Consider the following 17348-nt stretch of genomic DNA (forward strand, 5'->3'; position numbering starts at 1 on the left):
GAGTTTAAAGTCTTCTTCATGTCAGGTTCTATGCAACGCTAGTGATTTTCTTTATTAGAAATGGACAATGGCCGCTACCTGATTGGAAAGGATTTGAGAAATAGTGAGGGAAGAAAAGAAAACGAACATAACCGCAAGCCAAGCTATTCAAATTGCAAAAGAGTATCAGAAAAAGCATAATATATATGGAGTCATACATGAAGATATAGAAAGGTCAGTAAGATTTTATAGTGAATTTTATAGAATTAAAGGAAGTGCGTGGCTCGTTTTAGCAGATATAACACCGAAGAAATATGAAGGTGATGATGAAATTACTTTTGTTATTTCTGATGAGGAAGGTGTTGTAGATCATGTTCTAGACCATAACGGGATACCTCATCGTTATCATCTATCAAGTAATAGAGATTATACTGATGAGGAGTTTGAAGCCATTTTTAATGACGATGAGATTGAGTAATAAGTACTTATTTCTTTTGGGGACTACCCAGTGCCGAATGAAATCCTTACCATCATCATTACCAACATAACCTTTGTTTTACCTGTATGATATTTTCATAAATTAAGATGTACGTACAGAATGTCTGGAAAAAGTATCCCTATTTAACGTAATAGCGTTAAACGAAACAGGTCAATTATGGTCAGATACCACCATAAACGACCTGTTTTTTGTTATCTTCGTTTTCTTGCGTTTTTTTCAAATATGACTGCAACTTTGTACGCACATAGAGCGATAGATAGGACGAAAGGAACGAGTCTGTAAAATATTCTGTGTAAACTATCAAACGCAAATCGATTAAACTAAGAGAAAGGTTGGTTCGAGAGGATAACATAAGTGGCGCGATTTAGCAAAGAACAGGTGAAGGCGTTCGTCAAAGAAAATAACCTGAAGACCATGGATGATGTACGGTCGGCCTTGAAAGAGCTGTTTGCAGAAACGCTGCAGTCCATGCTGGAGGCCGAACGCGACACAGAACTGGGTTACGAGAAGCACGACGTCAAGAACAAAGTCACGAGTAATAGCCGCAACGGCAAATTCAAGAAAACGATCATCAGCGAGTATGGCGAAGTCGACATCCAAGTGCCGCGCGATCGCAACGGCGAGTTCGAGCCGGTCATCGTCAAGAAACAACAGTCGAACGTTACCGGCATCGAAGACCAAATCCTCGCTATGTACGCTAAAGGCGTCAGCACGCGAGATATTCAGGAGCATATGAATCATCTATATGGCGTAGAGGTCTCGCCAACGATGATCTCCAACGTGACGAACAAGATTGTGCCGCTTATCAAGGAGTGGCAGAATCGCCCGCTGCAAGGCGTGTACGCGGTCGTGTTCCTCGACGCCATTCACTTCAAGGTTAAGCAGGATGGCGCCATCGTGAACAAGGCCGCCTACATGGTGATCGGCATCGATCTGGATGGGAACAAAGACGTCCTGGGCATGTGGATTGGCGAGAACGAATCGGCCAAATTTGGGCTGAGCGTACTGAACGATCTTAAAAACCGCGGCGTCCAGGACATCCTCATCACCTGTGTCGACAATCTGACCGGCTTCTCCCAAGCCATTACGGCCTGCTATCCGAAGACGGAGATTCAGAAGTGCATCATTCACCAGATCCGCAATTCAACGCGCTACGTCTCCTACAAGGATTTGAAGAAAGTCACTGCCGATTTGAAGCCCATCTACAAAGCGGCAACGGAGGATGCGGCGCTGGTAGAACTGGATCGCTTCGAGGAAGTCTGGGGCGGCAAGTACCCGCTTATTGTCCGCTCATGGCGCAGTAACTGGGACGAGCTCGCGACATTCTTCAAATACCCGCCGGAGATCCGCAAGCTCATCTACACGACGAACATGATTGAGAGTTACCACCGGCAATTACGTAAAGTGACCAAGGGCAAGAGCATCTTTACGACGGACGAAGCGTTGCTGAAGATGCTGTATCTTGCGACGATGGATTTGAATCGCAAATGGACGGGGCGCGTGCAGAACTGGGGATAAATCCTCCTCCAGCTCTCCGTCTTCTATCCGGATCGAATTGGACAGCGTTTGCCGTAAGGGGCGACTCTCCCCCTCGGGGGAAGGGTTCTATAAAAAGAGTTTACACAAAATTCTTGACAGACCCGGAGCGCGGAAGCTGCACGTCCTTTTCTCTGGGCTTTGTAGAGCCAATATTTCAACTGATGAACGGTTACATTCTGCTCCGTTCACCAAGCTTTCATCGTTTGACCACTGGCCTGATAGGCAGTAATATGTTCACTCCAAATTGCTTGCAAATTGGTTTCCAATTCAGAAACCATCCTTTCGTGGACGTGATGGATTCATTGTGACGGGATTGATCGCTTATGAAAAGGTGGGCTCAGTTTGACGCTTACATTTCAAGTATGTAGAAATTACAAGTAGTTACGAAAAAATAAGCTGTCGACAACGAAATTCGACAAAATTTGTTATGATTAGACCGGTATAATGAAAAGTGACTAGGTGAACTGAGTGGATCGATTTTCTTCGTAAAAGATTCAAACCTATTGTTCAGGAACAAGATGATATTAGGAGTGGGGATTTAACCAAAAAAAGCAAGCAATTGAACAAAAGAAAATTACGAAGCCCATATAAGCCCATAAGAATTAAGATCTAAGCTGGGGGCTACTGGGGAGTCACGTCCAACCCACACTTGCAAATGAATGCACAGACCAACATTATCTAAACCCTCAAATACCAGACACCTGCTTGTAGGAAGGATAAATTGTCGTCCTATACTCAGACATAGCTGCATAAGAGATTAATATGGAATACATATTGGAGGAGAATATATTGATGAAAATCAATTTAGATATATTAGTACTAAATGAAAGTATATGCAAAAATATAGCTAAATTTGATTACTCTGAAAGAGGATTATTATCCCAAAACATTCTATCGCAGCTCAGAAACTTCGTTGAAGCAATTGCAGTAAAAATATATGGAAACGGAAACGATATTGAACTTATATATCCCAATATTACGAAATCTCTCGAACATATAAAATCAAAAGGAAGCTACAGATTTTTAAGTAAATTTCACGATTTGTTACAGATTTCAGCATCCCATTATACTCTTGATGAGGGAAAGTCAGAAAGACTCATGCTAAAGTACTACGAGTATTTGCTGAAAATAAAGATCTTTCTAAAAAATACATATAATTTAGATGTACTCGAAAATATAGAAAATTTCCCCCTTAACACTGACCATAATCTATCGGAGTACTATGAAAAAATAGCTGATAGAATAAATCAAGCCCAAACAAATATAACCAGAAGTTCTTATAACGATAGATATTATATTCAAAAAGTTAAACCGATTTTTGTTAATCAGAATATATACTATGAGGTGACTTTCACTGCTGCTAATGATAAGGCAAGCAAATTCGATAGAGTAATTGCCTTTACTAAACTGGATATTACACACAATTACGCTGTCAGGCTTTCTGTAAGAAATGATACCATTAATATAATGGGGAAGATAATGCCTATTCAGATTATTGATGGATGGGAAGTGTCGATACGTCCATGCGAACTTAATAGGTTTATTGACATATTTGGAGGGCATCGTAAAATTAATAGTGGCACGACAGAATATCGGGAATTGATGCGTTTTTTGACTGAAACGGGTATGAGTTTAGTTGACTTGATAGATTCTCCTGATGAGTACTTCTTTTATGTAAAAAATCAAATATTTAGAAATGTAACAGATTTTCGTTTTTTTGCATTTTAGAAAAAAGTCGTGAACTGGTATTAGGTAAGTGTCCTGGCAGTAATGTAATTAGGGCTTGCTGAACATATTGCCTTTTAGGCCACAGAGGCTGACGGCACAGATTCAGCAGCAGTCTGAAAATCGGCAAAAAGAGAACGCGCAGCTTGCGTTCGAGATTCATAACAAGCAGTTGCAGGGCAATGACCGTTTCGCTTGTCTCTCGAAGGCGTGCTCGAATACGCCCCAGTCCGTAGGAGCGTTTGCCTTCTCCGAATTTCCTTCGATCGCGTTACGCGTTGAAGCATCCTGTCTGGCCTGGTTCCGTTCTGGTTCCGCTTCTTTCTTCGGACGTCCTAAGTTTGGACCACTCAGACGGATGCCGTGCTCCTTACAATAGCGAAGGTTCTCCCGGTTTCGGTAGATTTGGTCGGCTAGAATGGCTTCCGGATAACACCCATATCGCTGGACGAACGACTCCACGGAAGCTTTCAGTGTCATGCTTTCGTTGAAGTTATCCCAGGACAGCTTCTCCATTCGAGCGTAACCGTCCACCAGACTGATCGCCAGCTTTGCCCCAAACTCGACGAGAGCATTCACTTTCCCGCGGACAATCGGCCGTACATGCGGTTGGGAAAGACTGACGATTCGATCTTCCACCGAGTGTGTCCGTTTGTCGTACATCTCTTGTTGTTGACGATACAGCTCGGAAATGACGAGCAATTGCCGATACTGCTGCGAACCCAGTTGATTCAAGCTGCTTTTCGCTGCCAGCATTTCGATGATGCGAAGATTACGCGAAACATAACGAAGCTGTTTGCCAACCGCTTTCCGGATGGATTTGGCACCCGTTCGCCGTTTCTTGGCGATCTCGAGGTAGCGTTTGCGGGCGGTTTGACGATACGTTCTCGGTTTCTTGGCCTTCCCGACGAAAGGCTCGTGCAGAACATCGATGATCGCTTCGAGTTTTTCCCGCGCCTCGTTCAATAATTTCAAATCGGTCGGATACGAGATGTCGGCCGGTGCGCAGGTCGCGTCGAGCATCAAGGTGCCTTTGTTGCATGGTTTCTCTTTGCTTTTGCCGTCTTCATTAACGGATGTTCCATCAGAGCCATGGCCGCTGCCTGGAGGATCTTGAGGATCGCTCTTGTTTTGTTCCTGCTTCTTTCGCTCTGCGTCCTCTTCCAAAATCCAATCGTTGATTCGTTCAATGACATCCGCACCCAATCGCTTGCGGAAATGGGTCAACAGCGAGTGATGGAACGGAGGCTTATCTTGGAACGCCGGCAGCCCAAGGAAGTACTGGTAGTACGGATTTTCGGTGATCTGCTGGACCGTCTCTCGATCATCGAGTTGCATACGTTCCTGAATGTACAGCGCTCCCAAAGCCATACGAACAGACAAGGGGATCTGGCCGCGCATTGATTTCTTGAACGACTTCGCGTAGAGTTCTTCTGCCCGCCACCACGGGATGATAGCGGCCAGTTGAACCCAACGGTTCTCCTTATTTAATTTACCGCCAAACGGCAAGTAGAAATCTTCGAACAACTGAAGCTGGCTTTCGGTTCTACGATACATGTTGGTTCACTCCACGTGCACGATTTTTTGCAAGAAATTCGCATTTTCCTTGCATTTTATTTCGAATTAGAGTCCAGAAATCCTTGTAAAACCTTAGAAAAATGATTGTTCAGCAAGCCCTAATTAGATATTTGATTTATAAATTAAATAATAAAGTTTTAAAGCAGCAGCAATGGCACAAGTCCTGTAGGAGATTATCATATTTGTATTTGGACTATGGCTGTATTCCATTTGATGACATGCCGTTCAATACGTCATTGAAAAATCACAATCCAAAAATCTTAAATTTGTTTGAATCTATAAAGCCTTCAGGTCGAGAACATGAACTTCTTGCACGGTTAGTTAAAAACAATACAGAAAAGAATGGAGTATTGTTCACATCAAAAAAAGATATTGAAGGATTTGGTGATATTGATGTTCTTTTACAGAAATATAATAGCGCTCTATATTATACACATACTAATCGAAGATTGGAAACCTATAAAGACCACATCTATATAAATGGTTACGCTGAAGATAGTGTTGAAATTATTAGAAAGCTTAGGGAGATTTCTTCATCTGGTATTGACAATTACGTAAATTCAGTTGAATTCTGGTTACAGTCAACTCCTTATGATATTGATTGTGATGAGAAAAAATCTGCTTTAAAGCAAATGTTTGTAAACTCCCGTGTAGCTTTGATTTATGGTTCTGCCGGAACAGGTAAATCTACATTGATTAACCATATATCAAATTTCTTCAACGACAAGAAAAAGCTATACTTAGCTAACACAAATCCGGCTGTTGATAATCTTAGGCGTAAAGTAAATGCTTCTAATTGCTCTTTTAAGACTATCAGAAAGTTTTTATCAACAAGAGATATGGTATAAAAATATAATATATCTTCCCCTAACGTTGATTTTTTAGATTAGAAGGGTGAAAAAATGAATACCATAGCTCTTTTAAATCTCAGCAAGAGGCTATCATTGGGATGTAACGAAATTATTCAGAATGTAAGGTTGGCCGTGGAGTAACCCAAGTAAGAATTTTCATGAAAATAGAAATCGACTTGATGAAAGAAATGTGCTGAATAAAATGATTACAAAGCAAGACAGTATTACAGAGATTGCATTGCCCCGAGAAGAAATCGAAGCATTCGCCAATCTCGATAATTGATTCAAAATGTAGTGGCAAAGGTAATTCCTTTTATGTTTAAATAACAAAACAAGAGCCGTGGGATTCCTTCCTCAACAGCTCTTGATACGGTATTCACCCCGAATGCTTTCTTCTACCTTACCGATTGCCTCCTCTATCTTCATATCCCAATAAGACCGTAAGAAGAGTTGCACCGACAAAAGCTGCCGCCACACCAATAACATATAACCCCATAGGTGTAAAAACAGGGATTGTCAAAACGCTTGGGAATCCGAATGCGGTGGCTTTTGCTCCAAAGAAACCGTTAATTGCCCCCCCAACGGCACCGGCGATAACGACATAAATAATCGTTCGCTTAAAACGGACCATCAACCCATAAATAATTGGCTCCGTTACACCGGACAATAGGCCTGGCAATAATGTGGAGCCGCCTAATGTTTTTAGATTTTTGTCTTTTGTTTTTAAGAATATGCCAAGTGCTACCCCCATTTGTGCAAAAGGAGCCGCAGCGAGCATTCCGGTAAGCGGATCTCCACCGCTGCCTATATTGGAAATCATAATAGGGACAACTCCCCAATGGAGGCCGAACAATGTCAAAAAAGTCCATCCTGCCCCCATCACAGCGCCTGTTAATATCCCGCTTTTTGAGCTCAAGAAGCCGATTGCCGCACCAATCGCATCTCCGACATATATGCCGAACGGTCCAAATATTAATACAGTCAAAGGTACTATAATTAGCAAGGAAAGCAGCGGCAGCATAAACAGATGCAGGTCCCTATGAATGATCTTCTTCAGTAAATTATTTAGAGCGGCATAAATACAAACTGCTATAAATACCGGAAAAACAGAAGATGAATAATCCATCAATAATACAGGGATGCCTAAAAAATCAGACCTGTCACCGATGTTTTCTAATAATCCTGCAAAGTTAGGCTCCAGCAGTGCAGCGCCTATGGCACCCCCAACATATGGGTTAGCCCCAAGCTTCGTTGCCAGTGTAATCCCAAGGAAAATGGGAAGAAAATAAAAGACGGCATTTCCAGCAGCAGACAGAATAAAATAGGTGCCGCTCTCTGTAGATAACCATCCAACCATTGTCAGTACCGTTAACAGCGCTTTCAACATCCCGGCTCCGGCCAGGGCTCCCAACAATGGCGAAAAGCTGCGGGAGATGACTTCGAAAATTCGGTTTCCCAGGGAATCCTTGGTTTCATCTACCGGCTCAGCAGTTTCAGTTGAGCTGATCATTTTTTCTATTTCTTTATAAGCGTCCTCTACATGTTTTCCTACGATAACTTGAAATTGTCCACCGCTTTCAACAACACCCAGAACGCCCTCCAATTTTTCGATCGCCGGCTTATCTGTTTTTGCAGAATCATGCAAATTAAAGCGTAACCGCGTTGCACAATGTACAAGACTGGATATATTTTGTTTCCCTCCGAGTAATTTGACTACATCTCTGGCAAAGCTTCTGTAGTTCATGTCTTCCTCCTCAAAGATGATTTCCTAAAGCGTTTACATACATAATATTAAGGAATTCATTTTCACATTTCCTACCCTTTCTTAGCTAAATTCCGGTCAAATACTGAACTTTTTTCGGGACTAAGACAAAACTAAGAGGCCTTCTGCACTTTGAAGGAATAGGACTGCACTGTTATTATTCTTCTCTGTTTTTCGTCAGTTTAAACGTTATCTGCATTTTTCTTATACGCTTGAAGCTTTCCTTCTCGTCTCTTGTTCATTTTACGATACTGGCTGGGAGTGACATGATACGCAGCTTTAAAGACTCTATTAAATGATTTCTCGTTTGGAAAACCGTTTTCCAATGCAATTTGCAATATGGATAGATCCGTGTTCATGAGAAAATGATAAGATCGTTCAAGTCGAATAGCGTTTATATAATCAAAGACAGTCGTTCCAATATATTTCATAAAAAGGCGTGAAAGATAGGTTGGCGATAACCCAAATTCCGAGGAAATGATATCAATGGATAGCTTCTGCTTATAATTTTCTTTTATAAAATTTGTGATCCGCGTTAGCCGTTCCAAATATTTAGTTGACTTAATGACACCAACGTACTTTTTTTCTTTTTTAAAATAGGTGAGCAAAATGTATATCAACTCATAAGATAAGCTTGTTATTTTTATAGGAGCCAGATGATCACTTTCTTTATTTATGAAGGCACTTACGATTTCGTCTAAATTCTTCCTCATCTGATTAAATTGCATGATTTTTTGTTCATTCTTTTCATTGATTGAGATACAATCAAATGCATATTGATCCATGTTGTAAAAATTAGCCTTTAAAAAATCGTAAGGAATTAAAATCGTAACATCCTTCCGTTCCTTTCCCGGGTCCAGAGAAAAAGAATGAGTGGCATTCGAATTAATGACGACGATATCGCCTTGGTTGGCTGTATGTTCAGTGCCATCTACAAAGATTTTATCAACTCTTCCGGAGAGTACATATAAAATTTCTACACTATTATGCCAATGTCTTGGTATAAATTTTCTGTTGTTCGTGCTACGAACGATGATTTTAATAGGCAGATTTTCATCTCTTGTAATAAGTTCATGCTTGTAATTCATCATGATATCGCCCCCCATCCTATTATCGGTCATTTCCCTGTACCCCTAGCCTGACAATTGAAAAAGGCTCACAAATCGCCGCAGGAGCAATTTACAAGCCTGTTCCAACCAACTTAATCGCCTTTTGCTAATGCCTCAACGCTTTAGGCTTTTTCCGTTTGTGGCAATAACCTCCTTGTACCAATAAAAAGATTTTTTGCGATAACGCTCAAACGTGCCGGAGCCATCATCATGACGGTCTACATAAATAAAGCCGTATCGCTTCTTGAGCTGAGCCGTCGAAGCGCTGACAAGGTCAATACAGCCCCAGGTCGTATACCCCATCACTTCCACGCCATCTGCAACGGCCTCCGCAACCTGAACGAGGTGATCGTTCAAATACTGAATGCGGTAGTCGTCTTCCACCGTTTTTTCTCCGGCTTCGTTTACAATCAGCTCATCAACCGCGCCCAGTCCGTTTTCAACGATAAACAGCGGCTTTTGATAACGGTCATAGAAAGCGTTCAAGACTACACGCAGTCCTTGAGGATCAATTTGCCAGCCCCATTCGCTGGATGGCAGATAAGGGTTGGGCACCCCACCGAACAAATTTCCCTGACCGGCTACGTTTTTCTCCGGATCAGCCGTCTGGCAAACGCTCATATAGTAGCTAAATGAGATAAAATCAACGGTATGAAGCAAAGTTTCTTCATCGCCGGGCTCAAATTTGATTTCGATCCCGTTCTCTCTAAAGTAACGCTTCATGTATCCCGGATATACGCCTCTTGCATGTACATCCCCGAAGAAATAGTTCTGATGTTCGAACTCCATCACTTTAATAACGTCATCCGGATGCGGCGTCAGCGGATAGGCAGGCATACTTAGAATCATGCAGCCGATTTTGGCCTGCGGATCAATCTCATGGCAGAGCTTGACCGCCGCCGCACTGGCCACGAGCTCGTGGTGAACGGCTTGATACAAATCCTGTTTGCTGAGTTTGTCTTTCGGTGTATAAATGCCTCCGCTCATAAACGGAGCCTCCAGAATGGAGTTGATCTCATTAAAGGTTAGCCAGTATTTCACTTTTCCTTTGTAACGATGAAATACCGTGGCGACATAGTGTTTATAGAAGTCCACCAGCTTCCGGTTAACCCAGCCATTGTATTCTTTCGCAAGATGCAAAGGGGTTTCATAGTGGGATAAAGTCACTAGCGGCTCAATCCCGTATTTCAGGCATTCATCGAACAAATCATCGTAAAATTGCAGCCCTTTTTCGTTCGGTTCCGCCTCATCGCCTTTTGGAAAAATCCGCGACCAAGCGATGGAAGTGCGAAACACTTTAAAACCCATTTCCGCGAACATCTTGATATCTTCCTTGTAACGGTGATAAAAATAAATCCCTGCCAGCTTCAGATTGTCAGGTGTCGGAGCTTCCGTTATCGGGCCGGCAAGTCCTTTGGGGCTCACGTCCTGCGTAGATAATCCTTTGCCGTCTTCGTTATAGGCGCCCTCCAGTTGGTTGGCCGCGACAGCCCCTCCCCACAGAAAGTCTTGTGGGAAATTGATCTCGATCCCGCTGCTCTTGTTCATATGCTACACTCCGTTCCATCTATAGATTTTATGGTACACTAGATAAAAGCCTTGACTTAAATCAAATAAATCATAAGTGTTGGAACGGGTTACATGTCAACTTTAATTTTTTAGAAAGGGAAACTTACATGTCAAAGTTTGAACAGATCATGTTACTCTCCGGCTATTCCAGGGCCACGGTGTCAAGAGTCATCAATAATTCGCCAAATGTAAACAAAGAGACGCGAGAAAAAATTTTACAAATCATGAAACAGCTTGACTACGCCCCCAACCGGAATGCTGTAGCGCTGTCGATAGGCCGAACCAATCAAATCGGGATTGTCATCGTATCCCTTATTGAGATTACCATTTCCTTTTTGAACCATTTTATAGAAGCTGCTTTGCGTTATGGATTCCAGACGATTATCTATACTTCTCAAGGGGATAAAGCCAAAGAGATGCAGGCCTTCGAAGATCTGCGGAGCAAGCGGGTAGACGGCTTATTGATTGTTACCTGCGTGAATGATCCCGGGAAACTATCCGCTTACGGTCGCTATGGGCCGATCATTTCTTGGCAACGCATGCGTAAAGGGCAGATTCCTTCCATATCAATGGATCAAGGCGAAGGCTACAGGCTTGGTCTGGAGCACTTGCTGGCCAAAGGATTTACGCGCATTGCGAATATTTTTGGCAGATCCGGCAGTTTGAACACCAGAAGTCGAAGGCTGGCGTATGAATCGACCATGAAGCAACAGGGCTTGCCGGTCAGAGCCGATTGGTATCGGTATGAAGTGTATGGCATGCTTGACGGCGAGGAAGCCTGGCGTTCTCTCTCCGCTATGCAAGAGGTTCCCGAGGCAATCCTCTGCTCTAATGATTACGTGGCCGCAGGCATTTTGAATGAAGCTCGCCGCCAAAACCTGGACATCCCGGAGCAGTTAGCCATTATTGGCTTTGACGATACCGAATTGTCCGCCTCTCTGGGGATAACGACCATTCATAATCCAATCAAGGAGCAAGCATGGAATGCCTTCTACCATTTATGGAATCAAATTGGAGGGGAATCCTTGGAACAGTCAAAGTTAAGCTTTCAGCTTGTTGAGCGTCAAACAACCTGAACGTATTGCATACTAAAAATGCCTAGAATTGCAGCGTAAAAATGCTCAAGTTGAATGCAAAAAAGGCACTTGTCAGCCCCTTAAATTCCTCCTATCGTTAGGTTTGTCTAGAACTTGACGAAGGAGATTGGAAGGATGCTGAAAATGCCTCAACAACACGATATCAGATTTTTACGCGAAGCAGAAGGGTGCTCGATCCGTGACATCGCCAGACAGATGGGCATTCACTGGAGAACCGCGAAGAAGTACGCAGATCAGTCCAACGGGAACGACTCGATTGGTAGAAGAAAGAGTAAAAGCCCGGTTATGGGGCCATATATGGAGATCGTGGACACATGGCTGGAGGAAGATCGCCTGCTTCCCCGGAAACAGCGGCATACCGGGATACGGATCTACCAGCGGCTGAGAGAGGAACACCAGTTTACAGGCGGACAACGAACCGTTTTGGCCTATGTCCGGAAGCGAAAAAACGAAATGGATCTCGAACGCGCTAAAACCTGCGAACGGTTGGAGCACCACCAGGAGAAGCACAGGTGGATTTTACGACCCTGCAGGTCAGTCGAGCGCAGCAGCTACTCACCTACATTACGGACCTATTGGCTATATGTTTACAGCCACATTGTGTCTTGTACTCGTATCCATGAAGACGCATAGTATTGCACAATCTCAGAAGAAATTTCTTAGTATGCATAAAGAGGTTGTGGATAGAATCATCATGGAAAGAAAACTTGAAGATGCAAAATTATCAGACAAGTAAGAGTTATGCCCCAAAATTAGAATGGGGCATAATGGTTATATAATCGCCTGCTGTAACTCACTTCATTAATCAATCACCCCCAATATGTCCTCCGCCCTAATCCAGTGCCTTTCTTCGTTTTCCGTTCGGATTCGGACACGCTGGCCTAACATATCAATATCGACTACAGTCCCCCTCACAACTCTTTTATCAAACGGGTCATAAACATTAAGCGTTATTTCTTCGCCCTCCATCATCGAACGTTGCAGGTGGCTATTGATACCTTCCCACTCCTGTTCATCCAGTTGTGGCCGCTCGCGTCGATTTTGATTCTCCTGATGAGCGATCAAGCCTGTTTATGCTGAGGTAGCATCATACGGCTGGATTCCCATAAGCCATTGTTCGAGAGTTTCTATACGGCCGCCATGCCCCCGCTGTCAGGCATGTTGCGTGCAGCACGCCGTCGCGAATGCGGCGGACGACGATCCGCCGCTGCGTAATCTCCGTTCCGGTCCTCGTATATGATTTCAACAGTTCGGCCGATACATTGCTCCAGCCTCATGATCATCACCCCTCGAACGTTTGTTTGCTCTCAATAACAGTGTATGCGAATGCATGTTCGATTATCAATGGAAATAACCTGAAATGAAAAATAAATCACAACGAACTTTACATTATTTCAATTTATAGGACTTAATGTTTAGACAAGCTACTGCTTATTAAGTAAAGTCACTTAGTAGCAATACTACTTGTAAAGGGGTTTTAGATTGAAGAAAAGAGTATCTTTGGTCTTTGCAGTCTTACTTTTAATTGGCGTCCTCTTCAGCCCTGTTCAAACTTTTGCTTCTGAAGAGTCTGGAAAGTGGGTACGTAAAAGTGATTTACCCGAACCAAGAGCAGGGGCGGCCACTGCAACCGTAAACGGGTATATATACGTCTTTGGCGGATCATCAGGCGGAAAAGAAGCTTATTCTGGCACGAAACATAACACGACTTACATGTATGATCCTACAACAGATACTTGGACAGAAAAGAAGAACATGCCGACAGCTCGAGCAGGATTAACAACTGCAGTTGTAAATAATAAGATATACGTAATTGGTGGTTATCTTGATAAAAACGGAAAAGTAGAACGTACTAACATTGTAGAGGTGTATGACACTCAAACAGATGAATGGTCGACAGTCGCTAATATGCCCACAGCAAGATCTTGGGCCCCAGCCACTGCAATCGGGGATAAGATTTATGTCTTTGGCGGTGGAAACTCGAATGGAGCACTAAAGAACACAGAGTGCTATGATACTTCTACAGATACATGGACAAGAAAAACGGATATGCCTTTGCCTGCTAACGGTATAGCTTCTGTAGAGATTGGCGGAAAAATATATGTTTTTGGTGGGTGGGATTTTTCTTCTACACATGGATCAATTTTAGAATATGACCCAGAAACAGATTCATGGCTTAAAAAAAATGAGAGTACGATGCCCAGAAACGGAATGGGGGTATCTGTTGTTAATGATAAGGCATATATTTTAGGCGGTTCCAGTAACGGAGCCAATGGTATCTTGTCTTCCGTAGAAATTTATGACCCGAAAACCAACACATTAACCAATTTTGATAATTTAACCTTTCCTAGAACACAAAACCTTTCTTCTGCTATAAATAATAATATCTACGTAATCGGTGGAACAACTGGGAAGGAGGACGGAATACTAAGTACAGTTGAAATGTACACGATTGAAAGTCCGGATCCTGAAGAGCCACAACAACCAGAAGAGCCCGAACAACCTAAAGGCGATAGAGCAATACTTGTCGTAACGATGACCACAGGCTTGGAAAGAGAATTTGACCTCAGCATGGATGAGGTTAATGCCTTCATCGTATGGTACGATGCAAAGGACGCAGGATCAGGCCCTTCCAAATATGCAATTGATAAGCATAACAATAATAAGGGACCATTTAGCAAACGAACGGATTATGTCATCTTCAACAACATCCTCACGTTTGAAGTAAATGAATACTCTATAAAATAGTTCAAAAGAGCCGTGGGATTCCTTCCTCAACGGCTCTTTTGATATACTTTTATTTTAGTAAGTGAAGTTATATCTATCGAAGACTTCTTCCGAAAAACCACCAAAGTCGATACTAGCAGGCCCAAAACTAATGCTAACCGTCCCTGGCAAATTTCTGTGAGCATAACCTACTTGAAATGCTCCAGTTGTTCCTTCATAGCTCTTACCAACCCGAATGGTTTGCTTACCATAACCATACTGCCAGTCGTCATCGGATAAATAAATAAGATCAACATCCCATCCAGTTCCACTCAGATTAGAGCTATTATTCATTTCATTAGTTAAATGGGTAGTATGAGCCCCTCCATGATAACAGGCTAAGGTATGTCTTGAATATGCTGTACCAGCAATTGGTGTGCCTTGAGATTGCCACGATATAGCAACAGTATCCGTAAACACAGCTAAAGGCTGCTTTTTCCAAGTGTAATTTACATAAATATCGTATTCATTTTCTGTTGTGTAACTTGCTGTTTTTACTGCGTATCCTGTTAACTCAAACATACTATCTGAGTAGAATGGGGTGACTGTCAGTTCGTTTCCATTTTGATCTTTATGTATCACTTTGGAGTCTGTTTTGATTACTTCTTTCTTTACTCCACCTTTACTTACAATATCTTGCTTCATTTCAAGGGGGAGCTTTTCGACTTCGTTGTCATTAAAACCCATTTTGATAAGATGATTGTTCACTTCATCTTCACTCTGTTGTAAAGCATTTAATAATGGAGGAACTAACTCTTCACTTGAGTGTGCAGATGCGCTTTGATTTCCGAATGTCGCAATAATCAAAGAAAAGCACAGCAGTGAAACAGTAAGCAGTTTTGACGTTTTACTCATAACAGCACCTCCCAATATTGTACAAGCAACTCAAATGTAAAATACTAGAAGGGTATAGTCAAGAGAAATCCAAAATCGTTCACCATTATTTTCTATTTATATTCTTCTGAACTATTGATGACAATTTATAGCTTATATCAAGTAATATACCGATTATAATTAACACAAGAATATACATAAGTTCGTCTTCAATCTTAATACCTGTAACCCCTACAATTAAGTAAAATACTATCAAGCTTGCAGCAATGAACGCAATCGTTGTCATATTCCCATTCGCCTCCATTTCTGAGTTTAAAAATTTTATTAGCCTCTTCTCTGAATATGATCTTGATATCCGTCGAAGGTTACCTTTACATAATACACCATATCAAAACTGAATTCTTACCTTTCATTGTTTACCGTCCTACTTTACTCGGGTCGCTCGAATATAGGCATATACGTTCCTGCCGATCAACTCTCTCTGTACAGGCACGCCATTGATTGATGCCGTTTTGGTCTGCTGATTCCAAATTACACGGCACCTTTTTCCCATGTAATTCGAAATCCCACTGATTGGGTAATTATCACAAAATATTAAATACATTAATCACCATTTTTGTTATACTCAAAAACGTCATTTTTTGACAAATACAGATTCCATCCGTCATCCAGCACCTTTTATAGATAACTTTGCTGTGTGACGAGCTAAGGAGGGAAAGAAATGATTATTGTCCGTTTGCTTGATCTCAACCAGAGCATGGACAGAAAGTGTATGGACGACAGCATTCCGTAACCAATCCTGAACGCAGTACCCGATTAAATTTTTGCAAAAAAGGAGAAGAACATGAAAAAAATTATTTCTTTGATGTTATTTTTTATCCTTTCATTCACAAGCATTCCCTTTACTTCTGCTTTATCCATCGCTAATTGCAATTTAAATTGCTTCTCTGCTGGCACGCCTGTACAAACGACTTCAGGCTTCAAGCCGATTGAGGAGATCCGCATCGGTGATTTTGTACTGACGAAGGATGAACTTACAGGATATAATCAGGTTGTTGAATTGTTCCAACGGCAAGCAAACGAGACATACCAAATTACAGTCAAAGGAATAACAATAACGACGACGGAAGAGCATCCGTTCTGGATTCCTGGACGAGGCTGGATAGAGGCAAGACACCTTAAGGTAGGTGACCTGCTTCAAAATCCAGAAGGCAAACTCTATCCGATTGATCGTATCGAGATTAAGAACGACAGCACGACTGTTTATAACTTCCGTGTCGAAGGAGTACATAATTATTTTGTAACAGAGTTGGAAATTTGGACCCATAATTGTGGAGCCGGAGGAATCAGAAATATCCCGGCGAGGGCACCTTCTGGAGGAGGCGGAAGCTCAGTAAAAACTCCTTACTCCAAGATACCTGATTCAAAGAGTGTAGGACCTGGAAAGAATTTTACTAAGACCCAAAAGCAAAAAATTATTGAGGAGAACAAAAATAAAAATGGAGGTGTAATAAAATCTGACTATTCGGGGAAAGAGTTAGTACCTGCACAAAAAAGCCAGAAAGGTGTTACGCCGCCATCAAATGAAGTTCAAATCGATCATATTTATCCAAAAAGTAAAGGCGGCTCTAACAGTTATTCAAATGCCCAAGTCTTATCAAGAGAAGAAAATCGAAAGAAATCAAATAAGTAGCGAGGTAAATCATTATGGTCAGTAAGAAAAATGGTTTTGTAGATTTGCCGAATACAATGGTCTTAACAACACGAGATGTAATAGAAAAGAAAAAGGAGATTCTTTTTGTATCCCATGATGCTGATGATGGGATGTGGCAATTCCATAGTGGTAATGATGTCGATATGGATTCTGCGATGTTAGTTGCACTAGAAGAAATCGTGGAGTTCCACCCTTCCATAACTGAAATCTCCGATTTACCCGTAGGTTGGATTGCATGGAGAGAAGATGAAACAAAACCATGGCACAAAGAGAGGGCTATTTAGGGCTTGCTGAACAATCATTTTTCAAAGGTTTTACAAGGATTT

Annotated in this window: 14 protein-coding genes and 1 pseudogene; 9 read left to right on the forward strand and 6 right to left on the reverse strand. The window is 42.1% G+C overall.

Going from position 1 to position 17348, the window contains the following annotated elements; all coding sequences use genetic code 11:
• Positions 1-103 precede the first annotated feature (103 nt).
• The 3 genes from OCY70_RS10745 to OCY70_RS10755 all read left to right on the forward strand — a co-directional run bounded on the left by OCY70_RS10745 (position 104) and on the right by OCY70_RS10755 (position 3745).
• Positions 104-457, forward strand: coding sequence for a hypothetical protein (locus OCY70_RS10745; RefSeq protein ID WP_213431327.1), 354 nt, complete (start codon positions 104-106; stop codon positions 455-457).
• A 375-nt stretch (positions 458-832) separates the two neighbouring features.
• Entirely contained in the window at positions 833-1996 is a 1164-nt protein-coding gene (locus tag OCY70_RS10750) for an IS256 family transposase (RefSeq protein WP_213431328.1), read from the forward strand.
• 813 nt (positions 1997-2809) lie between these two features.
• Positions 2810-3745: a hypothetical protein gene (locus OCY70_RS10755; protein WP_213431329.1), complete on the forward strand. Its 936-nt coding sequence runs from the start codon at positions 2810-2812 to the stop codon at positions 3743-3745.
• On the opposite strand, the pseudogene OCY70_RS10760 reads toward OCY70_RS10755, so the two are convergent.
• Positions 3708-5299, reverse strand: a pseudogene (locus OCY70_RS10760) (IS5 family transposase). The gene OCY70_RS10755 and the pseudogene OCY70_RS10760 sit on opposite strands and share 38 nt — an antisense overlap.
• Before the next feature lie 203 nt (positions 5300-5502).
• Here OCY70_RS10760 and OCY70_RS10765 point away from each other — a divergent pair.
• The gene (locus OCY70_RS10765) at positions 5503-6168 is read left to right on the forward strand and encodes an AAA family ATPase (RefSeq protein WP_249725574.1); all 666 of its coding nucleotides are present in this window, start codon (positions 5503-5505) and stop codon (positions 6166-6168) included.
• A gap of 403 nt (positions 6169-6571) precedes the next feature.
• Here the strand turns inward: OCY70_RS10765 and OCY70_RS10770 are convergent, their stop codons facing one another.
• The 3 genes from OCY70_RS10770 to OCY70_RS10780 form a co-directional block, all read right to left on the reverse strand.
• The gene (locus OCY70_RS10770) at positions 6572-7915 is read right to left on the reverse strand and encodes a PTS transporter subunit EIIC (RefSeq protein ID WP_213430794.1); all 1344 of its coding nucleotides are present in this window, start codon (positions 7913-7915) and stop codon (positions 6572-6574) included.
• Between the two features lie 200 nt (positions 7916-8115).
• Positions 8116-9024 carry a helix-turn-helix domain-containing protein gene (locus OCY70_RS10775; protein ID WP_249725575.1) on the reverse strand — a complete coding sequence of 303 codons (909 nt, stop codon included), beginning with the start codon at positions 9022-9024 and terminating at the stop codon, positions 8116-8118.
• Between the two features lie 132 nt (positions 9025-9156).
• The gene (locus OCY70_RS10780; RefSeq protein WP_261944842.1) at positions 9157-10590 is read right to left on the reverse strand and encodes a glycoside hydrolase family 1 protein; all 1434 of its coding nucleotides are present in this window, start codon (positions 10588-10590) and stop codon (positions 9157-9159) included.
• 128 nt (positions 10591-10718) lie between these two features.
• On the opposite strand from OCY70_RS10780, the gene OCY70_RS10785 reads away from it, so the two are divergent.
• Both OCY70_RS10785 and OCY70_RS10790 read left to right on the forward strand, forming a co-directional pair.
• Positions 10719-11687: a LacI family DNA-binding transcriptional regulator gene (locus OCY70_RS10785; protein ID WP_213430796.1), complete on the forward strand. Its 969-nt coding sequence runs from the start codon at positions 10719-10721 to the stop codon at positions 11685-11687.
• Between the two features lie 135 nt (positions 11688-11822).
• The gene (locus OCY70_RS10790; RefSeq protein ID WP_213430797.1) at positions 11823-12341 is read left to right on the forward strand and encodes a hypothetical protein; all 519 of its coding nucleotides are present in this window, start codon (positions 11823-11825) and stop codon (positions 12339-12341) included.
• 168 nt (positions 12342-12509) lie between these two features.
• Here OCY70_RS10790 and OCY70_RS10795 read toward each other — a convergent pair whose 3' ends face one another.
• Positions 12510-12773, reverse strand: a complete 264-nt coding sequence (locus tag OCY70_RS10795; protein WP_249725576.1) for a YolD-like family protein — start codon at positions 12771-12773, stop codon at positions 12510-12512.
• Between the two features lie 417 nt (positions 12774-13190).
• On the opposite strand from OCY70_RS10795, the gene OCY70_RS10800 reads away from it, so the two are divergent.
• On the forward strand, positions 13191-14456 hold the full coding sequence (locus OCY70_RS10800; protein WP_213430798.1) for a Kelch repeat-containing protein: 1266 nt from the start codon (positions 13191-13193) through the stop codon (positions 14454-14456).
• Between the two features lie 54 nt (positions 14457-14510).
• Here OCY70_RS10800 and OCY70_RS10805 read toward each other — a convergent pair whose 3' ends face one another.
• Positions 14511-15329, reverse strand: coding sequence for a hypothetical protein (locus tag OCY70_RS10805; RefSeq protein ID WP_213430799.1), 819 nt, complete (start codon positions 15327-15329; stop codon positions 14511-14513).
• Positions 15330-16152: 823 nt separating this feature from the next.
• Between OCY70_RS10805 and OCY70_RS10810 the strand changes: the two genes are divergently transcribed.
• A complete protein-coding gene (locus OCY70_RS10810; RefSeq protein ID WP_213430800.1) occupies positions 16153-17001 on the forward strand; it encodes a polymorphic toxin-type HINT domain-containing protein in 849 nt (282 codons plus the stop codon).
• 14 nt (positions 17002-17015) lie between these two features.
• Positions 17016-17306: a hypothetical protein gene (locus tag OCY70_RS10815; protein ID WP_213430801.1), complete on the forward strand. Its 291-nt coding sequence runs from the start codon at positions 17016-17018 to the stop codon at positions 17304-17306.
• The last annotated feature ends 42 nt before the right edge of the window (positions 17307-17348 follow it).

It is taken from the genome of Paenibacillus melissococcoides (genome assembly GCA_944800085.1).
GTDB classification, from domain to species: domain Bacteria; phylum Bacillota; class Bacilli; order Paenibacillales; family Paenibacillaceae; genus Paenibacillus_B; species Paenibacillus_B melissococcoides.